The organism is Geobacter sp. (genome assembly GCF_027327745.1).
In the GTDB taxonomy this organism is placed as follows: Bacteria; Desulfobacterota; Desulfuromonadia; order Geobacterales; family Geobacteraceae; genus Geobacter.
On sequence record NZ_DAHVYG010000063.1, the window covers coordinates 1 to 8999 of the forward strand.

Annotated in this window: 9 protein-coding genes; 7 read left to right on the forward strand and 2 right to left on the reverse strand. The window is 62.7% G+C overall.

The genetic code is table 11. The features are described 5' to 3' along the window. Both M6689_RS12185 and M6689_RS12190 read right to left on the reverse strand, forming a co-directional pair. A partial coding sequence (locus M6689_RS12185) for an efflux RND transporter periplasmic adaptor subunit (RefSeq protein WP_298272103.1) occupies positions 1-1064 on the reverse strand: 1064 nt, incomplete at its 3' end. Beyond that, entirely contained in the window at positions 1061-2368 is a 1308-nt protein-coding gene (locus tag M6689_RS12190; RefSeq protein WP_298272106.1) for a TolC family protein, read from the reverse strand. The genes M6689_RS12190 and M6689_RS12185, both read right to left, overlap by 4 nt. A gap of 45 nt (positions 2369-2413) precedes the next feature. Between M6689_RS12190 and M6689_RS12195 the strand changes: the two genes are divergently transcribed. From M6689_RS12195 to M6689_RS12225, 7 genes are all read left to right on the forward strand, one after another. Continuing rightward, a complete protein-coding gene (locus M6689_RS12195) occupies positions 2414-2869 on the forward strand; it encodes a hypothetical protein (protein WP_298272108.1) in 456 nt (151 codons plus the stop codon). Between the two features lie 270 nt (positions 2870-3139). Further along, positions 3140-4198 carry a low specificity L-threonine aldolase gene (locus tag M6689_RS12200; protein ID WP_298272110.1) on the forward strand — a complete coding sequence of 353 codons (1059 nt, stop codon included), beginning with the start codon at positions 3140-3142 and terminating at the stop codon, positions 4196-4198. Between the two features lie 104 nt (positions 4199-4302). Continuing rightward, on the forward strand, positions 4303-5553 hold the full coding sequence (locus M6689_RS12205) for an ATP-binding protein (RefSeq protein WP_298272112.1): 1251 nt from the start codon (positions 4303-4305) through the stop codon (positions 5551-5553). Then, positions 5550-6890 carry a sigma-54 dependent transcriptional regulator gene (locus tag M6689_RS12210; protein WP_298272115.1) on the forward strand — a complete coding sequence of 447 codons (1341 nt, stop codon included), beginning with the start codon at positions 5550-5552 and terminating at the stop codon, positions 6888-6890. Before M6689_RS12205 ends, M6689_RS12210 begins: the two co-directional genes overlap by 4 nt. Positions 6891-7063: 173 nt before the next feature. Continuing rightward, positions 7064-7375 (forward strand): hypothetical protein, encoded by a 312-nt coding sequence (locus tag M6689_RS12215; protein WP_298272117.1) that lies wholly within the window; start codon positions 7064-7066, stop codon positions 7373-7375. Between the two features lie 22 nt (positions 7376-7397). Further along, positions 7398-7919, forward strand: a complete 522-nt coding sequence (locus M6689_RS12220; protein ID WP_298272120.1) for a DNA-binding protein — start codon at positions 7398-7400, stop codon at positions 7917-7919. Positions 7920-7972: 53 nt separating this feature from the next. After that, positions 7973-8839: a transporter gene (locus tag M6689_RS12225; protein ID WP_298272122.1), complete on the forward strand. Its 867-nt coding sequence runs from the start codon at positions 7973-7975 to the stop codon at positions 8837-8839. Positions 8840-8999 lie beyond the last annotated feature (160 nt).

Genomic DNA, 8999 nt, shown 5'->3' on the forward strand with positions numbered 1-8999 from the left:
TTGGTGACGAAAAGAACCTTCTTCCTCTCCAATTCCTGGAACGCCTCCTCGGGGACGGCCAGCACCGGCGGCGCCGTGGCCGGCAGGGTAAGCTCGACGGTGGCGAACATCTCCGGCTTGAGCTTTCTGCCGGGATTCTGCACCTCCACCCGCGCCTTCACGGTGCGGGTCGCCTCGTCAACGATGTCGGCGATATGGGTGATCCGCCCCCGGAACTTCGTGTCCGGGAAGGCACCCACCGTAACGGTAGCGGCCTGCCCCTTTCTGACCTTCGCCAGGTCCTTCTCGTTGATGTCGACCATCACCCAGACCGTGGAGAGATCGGCGACAGTGTAGAGGCTCTTGGAGGGGTCGGCCAGTTCGCCGACGATGGCGTGCTTCTCGGTGATCACCCCGGCGATGGGAGAGCGGACCGGCAGGAGGATGCGCTTGCCATTGATTGAGGTGAGGTTGCTGCGGGAGAGCCCGTAGAGCAGCAGCCGCTCCTCGTCGGTGTGGAGCTCCGTCAGGGCCGTCTGGTAGTCGGTCTCCGCCTGGAGGATCTCCTTTCTGGCCGCGATCTTCTTCTCCACCAGGGTCTTCACCCGCTCCATGTTTTTCTCCGCCAGGGCGAGTTTCGTTTTTGACTGGTGATACCTGTTCAGTGCCTCTCCCAACTCGACACTGTCAAGCCTGGCCAGCACCTGTCCGGCGCCGATATTGTCGCCGAGACTGGCGCCAACCGCCACGATCTTCCCTGATATGCGAGGTGAGACATGGGCGATGCGGTCGGCGTTCACTTCCACCTTGCCGGTGACGGTGATGACGCCGCCGAGACTCTTCTTGCTGGCCGCAGCAACGACCACTCCGCTCTTTTTCTGGGTCTCCGGGTCCATCTTTACGCTTGCGGCTTCTTTATGCTCCTCTTCCTTTACTTTCTTGCCTTCCTCTTTAAGCTCGCCACCTTCCTTTTTCCCGGCCTGCTCTTCCCCCTTGCCGGTCGTCAGGTGGGTAAAACGGTAGACAAACGCGCCTCCCAGCACCAGGGCCAGGATGACACCTATGATGATCCCCTTCTTTTTCACTTTTCACCTCCGGAAGTTTCTATACTCAAATCGGCTCCCACCGCCGCCTCCAGCTTTGCCAGCGCCGTCTGCCGGTTGTAGAGGGCCGTAAGGTATCCGTCGTTCACTTCGAAGAACTTCTTCTGCTCCTCGATGACCGTGAGGATCCCCACCTCGCCGAGACGGTACGCCTCCCGCACCATCTTCAGGTTCTCCTCAAGCTGGGGAATGATGTCCTTTGCATAGATGGAGAGGGTTTTCTCCGCAGTTGTCAGCCGGGCATAGGCTGCTTCCACCTCCCGTTCGGCGGCCAGCCGGGCAAAGGCGTAGCGGTTTTCGGCGCTCCCTTTCCTGGCCTGCGCCTCCCGGATTCCTGCCTGATTCCTATCGAACATGGGGATGGGAATCGAGAGTTTCAGGCCGATGAGATTGTCCCGGTCCTTTACTTCACTTCCGGCTACGTCGATCGCGGTATTCTCGCGCTGGTAGCCGACCCCCGCCGTGATGTTGGGAATTCGTTCCGCCTGCGCAAGGGCTATTTCGGCGTCGCTTTTCGCCTTTTCCGCCTCCAGCGCCTTGAGGTCGGGCCGCTTCGTCAAGGCCAGCGCTTTCAGCTCCGCCAGTCCCCGCGCAAAGGGTTTCCCTTCCAGGGAACCGCTGAAGCGGGCCTCCTCATCCGGGGGAAGCCCTATGAGGAGAAGGAGCCGCGCCTTGGCCGGATAGAGCTCCCGCTCCGCCTCGACCTTCCTGCCTTCGCTTCTCGCCACCTCGACTTGGGCAAGATTCACCTCCAGCTCCGGGATGTCTCCCGCCTCAAGCCGCTGTTTGGTGATATCCAGCAACTGATTGTTGAGGGCTATGGAGCGCTCCGCCAGTTCCACCCTTTTCTCCGCTAGAAGGAGATCGTAGAAGGTGGTCTTTACTTCCTCGGAGAGGAGGCGACCGGAATTGTCGATCTGCCGCTCGAATCCTTCGATTTCTTTCTCCGCCACCTTGAGGCGCTTTCCCCTCTTCCCCATGGTCAGGAACTCCTGGGAAATGCCGATGGACAGGCGGTTTTCCGAGGGACTGCCGGAGAGTTCCCCGGTTGTTCCGTCCAGATCCAGGACCGGGTTGGGGTAGAGGCCGGCCCTGATCTTCCCGGCCTCCCTCACCCCCTTCTCCTGCCGGAGCGATTTCAGTTCGCCGTTGTTGGTCAATGCGTACTCAACCGCCTGCGGCAGCGTAAACGGCCGCACTTCACCTGAAGCCCCGCGCGGGGCAAGACACAGGAGCGCCAGGAACAGATAGACCGTTCCCGGCACGAAACGATATGCTCGTGTCAAGACAGACCTCCTTGCAGTATTTGTCTTTGAATTGTGGGGGACGAAATGGTGCTGAAGCGACGGGGATTCGGTCGCAAGACGCATGAATCCCCAAACAGCGGTGAGAGCCGTTACTTCAGCGTACTAGGCAAGATTCTGCGGGGGGACGAATATCGAAAGATAAACTTCGGGTATGCCTTTAGAGCTTTCGGATACCAGGCAGCTGACAACGACAGGAGAGTGGCGGAACTGAACGGCGCCTGGGGCCAACGGCGCATGACAAGGACAGAGATGGCAGGAACAACAATCACTGAGAATAGCTGCATTGCCGGGACAACACGGAGAGAAATCATGGGAAGAAATGGCATCGGCCTTGCCGTACGAAGCCTGGCCGCAGTCGTCCATCGCATGGGCACTTTCCGGCCCATCGAAAGCAAAAGCTGCGATTGCCACGAGGAGAACCAGTGCAATAATTTTTCGGAACAGTCCGTATCCCATACATTTGGCCACAATTTTCATTAGCAGAGAGGGATAATTTACTATGGCCCGCGTTCTTGTGTCAACAAAGATCAATCCCCGCAGGCTTCAAGCGCCTGCGGGGGGCCTACCGTTGCCACAGCCGCGCGTCACATCACCTCACTTGTTGGGGCTGGAGCCTGTCGGACTTAGGGAACCGTAACGAGAGAATGGATCTAACAAACCACCTCACACCTGTTAAAATTCGGCGCCATCGTGTATCCTGACCCGGATCGGCATCGTCAATGCCCCCATAACCGGGTCGAGGTGACATCCATGCACAAAGAAAAGGTCCATCGCTACCAGTTCGCCAGTGACAACTACGCCGGCATCTGCCCGGAGGCCCTCGAAGCCATGGCCGTCGCCAACACCGGCTTTGCCTGCTCCTACGGCGACGACCCCTGGACCGCCCGGGCCTGCACCCTCCTGCGGGACTTCTTCGAGACGGACTGTGAGGTCTTCTTCGTCTTCAACGGCACGGCGGCCAACTCCCTCGCCCTCGCCTCCCTCTGCCACTCCTACCACAGCATCGTCTGCCACGAGACCTCCCACGTGGAGACCGATGAATGCGGCGCGGTGGAGTTTTTCTCCAACGGGACCAAGGTCCTCCTGGTTCCCGGCGACAACGGCAAGGTGGACCTGGATGCCGTGGAGCACACGGTCAGGCGCCGCTCCGACATCCACTACCCCAAGCCCAAGGCCCTGAGCATCGCGCAGGCGACGGAGGTCGGCACCCTCTACTCGGTGGACGAGCTGAGGGAGGTGGGGGCCCGGGCGAGGCACCTCTCCCTCAAGCTCCATATGGACGGGGCGCGCTTCGCCAACGCCGTGGCCGCCCTGGGGGTCCCCCCCGGGGAGCTTACCTGGAAGGCGGGGGTCGACGTCCTCTGCTTCGGCGGGACCAAAAACGGGATGGCCATGGGGGAGGCGGTAATCTTCTTCAACCGCGAGCTCGCCGCCGAGTTCGACTACCGCTGCAAGCAGGCGGGGCAGCTCGCGTCCAAGATGCGCTTCCTTGCAGCACCCTGGATCGGCATGCTGGAAAGCGGCGCCTGGCTGACGCGGGCGGCCCACGCCAACGCCTGCGCCGCCCGCCTTGAGGCAGGACTCCGGCAGGTGGACGGGATCCGGATCATGTTCCAGCGCCAGGCCAACTCCGTCTTCGTCGAGCTCCCCCTTCCCATCCTCGCGGGACTCCGGGACCGGGGATGGCACTTCTACACCTTCATCGGCTCCGGCGGCGCCCGGTTCATGTGCTCGTGGGAGACGAGCGCGGAGGACGTGGAGGCCCTGCTCGCCGATTTCCGGGAGCTCGCCGCCACCAACACGCCGTAACCGGGGAGAGAACGGCAATGGGGGGTGGGCCGCTGGATAACCACGCTGAACCTTCACGGGGTGGCACGGCTTTTCAATTCAGGCGCCCCGGGATCCGGGGGAGCATGCCCAAACGGCTTTTCCTGGCGACGGGGATCGGGATCTCCCTCTTTCTCGCCTGGTTTGCCGTCAGTAACTATCGTGCTTCCCGCCATATCGCCGAGGAGAACCTCCGCGGTCTTGCCCATTCCCTCGCCGCCGCCGTGGAAAACCTGGCCGCCCGCGATCCGTCCCTGCGCTCACTCTCCGAATTCCATCCCCCGGATATTGCATTTTTTGCCCTGATCGATGGCAGGGGTATCTACCGTTTTCACACCAACACCGATCTGGTGGGGACTGCCGGCGAAGGGGGGAAGTTCGTCGAGGTGCTCCGGGACAGATCGAGCGTTGAGTCGTGGATAACCCTCGGCACCGGCGAAAGGGCCTACGAATTCTACGCTCCGTTCTACTTCCCGGGAGAAACCCTCGTCCTGCGCCTCACCCTCCACACCTACCGCGCCGATGCCGTGGTCAGGCGCGCCGAGTTCAACATGGCGGTCCTCTTCGCCCTCCTGGTCACGGGATGGGTCCTGCTGGCCGTTCTCTACCGATTTTCCGTGCGGGAAGAACGGCACCAGCGCGAGATGGAACGGCGCAAAAGGCTGGCCCAGCTGGGGGAGATGGGTGCCATGCTCGCCCACGAGATACGGAATCCCCTGGCGGGGATCAAGGGGTATGCGCAGGTCATCGAAAAAAGGCCCGGGGAAGCGCGCAATGCCGGCTTTGCCGAGGGGATCGTGCGGGAGGTCCTCCGCCTGGAGAGTCTCGTGAACGACCTCCTGGCCTATGCCGGCGGCGATGCCTCTCCCCCGGCCGCAGTCGATCTCCGCGAGGCGATCGGGTGGGCGGTCTCTCTTGTCCGTCACGAAGCCGGGGAGCAGCACGTCTCGGTCGTCTCCGACTGCCGTGAGGGGGTACGGGTCCCCGGCAACCGGGACAGGCTGGGACAGGTGCTGCTGAATCTCGTGAAGAACGCCCTCCACGCCATGCCCGATGGCGGAAGCCTCCGCATAGCCGCGGAGGCATCGGGGAAACAGGTCACAATCACCGTAAGCGACACCGGCCATGGCATCGCCCCCGGCGACATGGGGCGGATCTTCGAGCCGTTCTTTACGACAAAGGCCCGGGGGACGGGACTGGGGCTTCCCCTTTGCAGGAAGATCATCGAGGAGTGGGGAGGAACGATCCGGGTGGAGAGTACGCCGGCTCGGGGAACGACCGTTTCCATCGTTCTCCCCGGGATTACGAAACGGAGCAGCGGAGGGAGTTACCCATGAAGGGACGCATTCTCCTTGTGGAGGACGATGAGACGTTCAGAGCTTTTCTGCAGACGATCCTGGAAGACGACGGCCATGAGGTCCGCACCGCGGAGAACGGGACGAGGGGCCTGCGGCTCCTGCGGAGCGAAAGTTTCGACCTCGTCATATCGGACCTGAAAATGCCAGGCAAGAGCGGCCTGGAGCTCTTCCGGGAAACGAGGAACGATCCCGACCCGCCCCGCTTCATCTTCCTGACCGCCTTCGGGAGGGTGGAGGAAGCGGTGGCCGCCATGAAAGAAGGGGCGGTGGATTTCCTCACCAAGCCCCTTGCCGACCCCGACACCCTTCTCGTGCTGGTGAACAGGGTAATCGAAAGCCAGGGCAGGGCCCGGGAGTACCTCTCCCTCAAGGAGGCCGAGGCGGCCGGCCTTCCCCCGGAGCATCTGATCTTCGCCGGCAGGGCCATGGGAGAGGTGCGGAAACTGGTCCACGACGTGGCGGCCACCACCGCCACGGTCCTCATCTCCGGTGAGAGCGGCACCGGCAAGGAGCTTGTGGCGCGAACGGTACACCTGCTGAGCCCGAGGGGGAAGGCCGGCTTCATCCCCCTGAACTGCGCCGCCATCCCGGAACATCTCCTGGAGAGCGAGCTCTTCGGCCACGAGAAGGGGGCCTTTACGGGGGCGGTGCAGGCGCGCCAGGGGAAGTTCGAGCTGGCGCGGGGGGGGACGATCTTTCTCGACGAGATCGGCGAAATGCCCCTGGCGCTCCAGGCGAAGCTCCTCCGGGTCCTCCAGGAACGGGTCTTCGAACGGGTCGGCGGCGACAGGGAAATCAGGGCGGACGTGCGGGTGGTCGCCGCCACCAACCGCAACCTCCAGGATGAGGTGGCGCAGCGGCGCTTCCGGGAAGATCTCTACTATCGCCTGAACGTCTTCCCGATCCACATCCCCCCCTTACGCGAGCGGCGCGACGCCATTGCCCTGCTGGCGGATTACTTCCTCACCCGCTTCGGCCACCACCTCGGCAAGGAGTTGAAGGGGATCGACGAAGGAGCGCGAAAGGCGATGGAGGAGTATCCCTGGCCGGGGAACGTGCGGGAGCTGCAGAACGTGATGGAGCGGGCGGTCATCCTGGCGACCGGTTTGATCCGGCTCGACCACCTCCCGGCGGAACTGGTGCGCCAGGGAGGACGGGAGCAGCGGCAGAGCAGGGACGTTCTCAGGTCCACGGAGCGGGAGCTCATCATCAAGGCCCTGCAGAAGCACGGCGGAAACCGCCGACTGACGGCGGAGGAGCTGGGAATGTCCCGGCGCACGCTCCAGTACAAGCTCAAGGAGCACGGGTTGATCTAGGTGCAAAACCCTGCCCTCGAAGTGCAAAGGTTTGCACCTGTTTCCCGGCCCCGCCCGCCGCGGGGGAGTGTGAAGCGGCTGCAAGATCGGGATGTTACGAAGTTGTTGCCGTTGGCATGAACCGTGGAATACCTCCCTCCAGAAGGTCAATACTCCGAAGGAGGTATCCTCAGATGAAGAGACGTTCAGCAGTTTCCACGGCGGTGACCGTTGCCGCCCTCGCCCTCGCCGCCCAGTCGTTCGCTTTCGGCGGCGGCGCGGGGGGCGGCCGGATGGGGGGAAGCATGGCCGGAAGCGGTCCGATAGCTTCCGCTATGCATCAGGGGGGACAGGGGAGCACGATGCCGGCCTCCCCCGGCGGCTCCGGTACGGGACAAGGCACGATGAAGGGGGCCGGAGCGCGGCATCGGATGCAGGGGGGCGCCGCCGGCACGCAGCATGGGCAAGGGAACGGCAGCGGCCCGTCCGCCACGACCACCAATTAACAGGGTTCAGGAGTAGTGCAGCATGAGCAGAGACGGCTTTTCCCCCATCATAACGCTGGCAGTCGTCCTGAATTGCCTGCTGATCGGCACCGCCTTCGCCGGTTTCGGCTTCGGCGGCGATGATCCGGGGAAGAGCGGCCTCGACTTCAACAAGGGGTACGACGTCAACACGGTGACGACTGTGTCGGGTCGTGTGGCGTCGTCCCCCCGGATCGACGAAAATGAGCACGTTTTCGTCGAAGTAAAGACAGACGGGGAAATCGTCAGCCTCAGCCTGGGACCGAAATCGTTCTGGGAGAAACAGCAGATCCCCCTCCACCCCAACGACGACGTCACCGTCAAGGGTTCCAAGGCCCAGGGACGGGACGGAAAAATCTACCTGATGGTGCAGAACCTCACCAACCGGACCACCGGCGCCCATGCGGTGATCCGGAACGAGCGGGGGAGAACCGGCTGGTCGTGGGGAAGAGGCAGCGGCATGATGCCCCATGGCCCCGGTGGCGGCATGATGCGGGGGGGTGGCGGCGGGATGATGAGACACTGAGGGCAGCCGACCCCGTAGCCACGGAGTCGGCTGCTACCACCAAGGAGCAGACGGTGAAACAATTCAGCGGATCGGCGAGGCTGTTCACGGTTCTTGCCGCCATGACCATCTTTCTTTTTCCGGCCCGGGTCTTTGCGGAGGAGCCCGGCTATTCCGTCGGCCTCGGCTTCGAGTTCGCCTCGGGGAAATACGGCACCGGCATCAGGACCGACTCCCTTTACGTGCCGTTTACGGCGGCGGTCTACCCGACCGAGCGGCTCGATTTCTCCCTGGAGATCCCCTTCGTCTACCAGAGCACCAGCGCTGTCGTGGCAGGCCAGTTCATGGGGATGCAGGGGCAACCCGCCGGCACCGGCTCGGTCATGGCCGCCATGGTCGGGTCGGGCATGGGATCCGGCCCCATGACTTCCGCATCGGCGGCGAGTGTCGGCAATTCCCAGTACGGACTCGGCGACGTGAAGCTGAAGGCGGGGTATGTTCTCTACACCGAGGAGAGGTACATCCCGGCCATCCGTCCCAACGTCTACGTGAAATTCCCCACCGCGGACAAAAACAGATTCCTCGGGACCGGGGCGTTTGACGGGGGATTTGCCGTGGAGCTCACCAAATGGTTCGGCGACTGGTTTGCCGACGGGGAAGTGGGGTATACCCTCCAGGGGAAGTCGTCGGTGGTGGCGGTCAAGGATTACCTCTACTACTACGCCGGCGGCGGTTACCAGCTCACCGACCGGCTTCGTCCGATGCTGCTCGTCAAGGGGAGTTCTCCCACCGTTGAAGGGGCATCGTCCCTTCTGGAGGCACGCCTTCGGGTCAGATACCAGCTGACGGAGCATACCGGCATCGACGGCTATCTGGCCAAGGGGATCGCACAGGGGAGCCCCGACTACGGGACGGGGCTCGCCATCTATTACGAATTCTAGGGGTCTGTCGGACTTGGGGAATCGTAGCGAGAGAATGGCAGATCGAGGACAGATTTTCGGGAATTTGCAGGCGAATAGTGGTTCTATTCGTCAAGAATTCCCGGAAATATGGACCGATTTGCCGTTCTCGCAGCAGATTCATTCCTAAGTCCGACAGGCT

What these genes read in the sequence shown, in the direction of transcription:
- M6689_RS12195 (WP_298272108.1), top strand. Translation starts at nt 2,414, where the DNA reads ATGGTGCTGAAGCGACGGGGATTCGGTCGCAAGACGCATGAATCCCCA.
- M6689_RS12200 (WP_298272110.1), top strand. Translation starts at nt 3,140, where the DNA reads ATGCACAAAGAAAAGGTCCATCGCTACCAGTTCGCCAGTGACAACTAC.
- M6689_RS12205 (WP_298272112.1), top strand. Translation starts at nt 4,303, where the DNA reads ATGCCCAAACGGCTTTTCCTGGCGACGGGGATCGGGATCTCCCTCTTT.
- M6689_RS12210 (WP_298272115.1), top strand. Translation starts at nt 5,550, where the DNA reads ATGAAGGGACGCATTCTCCTTGTGGAGGACGATGAGACGTTCAGAGCT.
- M6689_RS12215 (WP_298272117.1), top strand. Translation starts at nt 7,064, where the DNA reads ATGAAGAGACGTTCAGCAGTTTCCACGGCGGTGACCGTTGCCGCCCTC.
- M6689_RS12220 (WP_298272120.1), top strand. Translation starts at nt 7,398, where the DNA reads ATGAGCAGAGACGGCTTTTCCCCCATCATAACGCTGGCAGTCGTCCTG.